This is a genomic window from Bilifractor porci (assembly GCF_009696005.1).
GTDB classification, from domain to species: domain Bacteria; phylum Bacillota; class Clostridia; order Lachnospirales; family Lachnospiraceae; genus Bilifractor; species Bilifractor porci.
Genome location: NZ_VUMV01000023.1, coordinates 1 through 1,383 on the forward strand (window position 1 = coordinate 1; position 1,383 = coordinate 1,383).

Here is a 1,383-nt window from a genome sequence, read left to right on the forward strand (position 1 = left end):
ACATCCAAGCGTAACAAACAAAGGATTAGGAAGACATCCGAGGAATCACAGAAATGTGATGACTCAGGGCGGAAACAAAAGTTTCTGTCCGCTGTATCCCCTTTTGCCGGGGGATGCAGGAAACAAGCAATTCATGAGGCTTCCTGTTAACGCTATAACAGGAAGAGCGACCGTAATACGATCTAGCATGAAGGGCGCAGGGCGGATGCCTTGGCACTGAGAGCCGATGAAGGACGTGACAAGCTGCGAAAAGCTTCGGGGAGGGGCAAATACCCATTGATCCGGAGATCTCCGAATGGGGCAACCCACACAGACAGACTCTGTGTACCGTATGATGAATCCATAGTCATACGGAGGTAAGCCGGTAAACTGAAACATCTAAGTAGCCGGAGGAAAAGAAAGAAAACTCGATCCCCCCAGTAGCGGCGAGCGAACGGGGGACAGTCCAAACCGCGGTGCATGCACCGCGGGGTTGCGGGCAGCGATACTGCAGCCACAAGGATAGCCGAATGGGTTTGGGAAACCCATCCATAGAACGTGAGAGACGTGTAGGCGAAATCCGAAGGGCGCACAGCTGTACCAGAGTACCACGGGACACGGGAAACCCTGTGGGAAGCCGGAGGGACCACCCTCCAAGACTAAATACTCTCAGTGACCGATAGCGCATAGTACTGTGAAGGAAAGGTGAAAAGGACCCCGGGAGGGGAGTGAAAGAGAACCTGAAACCCTGTGTCTTCAAACTGTGGGAGAGCAAAAGCTCGACCGCGTACTTTTTGTAGAACGGTCCGGCGAGTTGCCGGTGCTGGCGAGGTTAAGCACTTAAGAAGGTGCGGAGCCGAAGGGAAACCAAGTCTTAAGAGGGCGTCCAGTCAGCAGCGGCAGACCCGAAACCGGGTGATCTACCCATGGCCAGGATGAAGCTGCCGTAAGAGGCAGTGGAGGTCCGAACGCACATCTGTTGAAAAAGGTGGCGATGAGCTGTGGGTAGGGGAGAAATTCCAATCGAACCCGGAGATAGCTGGTTCTCCTCGAAACAGCTTTAGGGCTGTCCTCGTTACAGACTTGCGGAGGTAGAGCACTGAATTTGCAAGGGAACGTCAAAGTTTACCAAGCGATATCAAACTCCGAATGCCGTAAAGCCGATTAACGGGAGTCAGACTGCACGAGATAAGTTGGGCGGTCAAAAGGGAAAGAGCCCAGACCCGCAGCTAAGGTCCCCAAGTGCGTGTTAAGTGGTAAAGGATGTGGGATTTCACAGACAACCAGGACGTTGGCTCAGAAGCAGCCATACATTCAAAGAGTGCGTAACAGCTCACTGGTCGAGAGGTCCCGCGCCGAAAATGTCCGGGGCTGAAACACGACACCGAAGCTCGGGAATGTAGC

1 rRNA gene is annotated in these 1,383 nt (G+C 53.6%); it reads left to right on the plus strand.

Annotation, left to right across the window (positions count from 1 at the left end):
* Window positions 1–178 precede the first annotated feature (178 nt).
* Window positions 179–1,383: ribosomal RNA gene (locus tag FYJ60_RS12415) — 23S ribosomal RNA — on the plus strand; the annotation flags it as partial.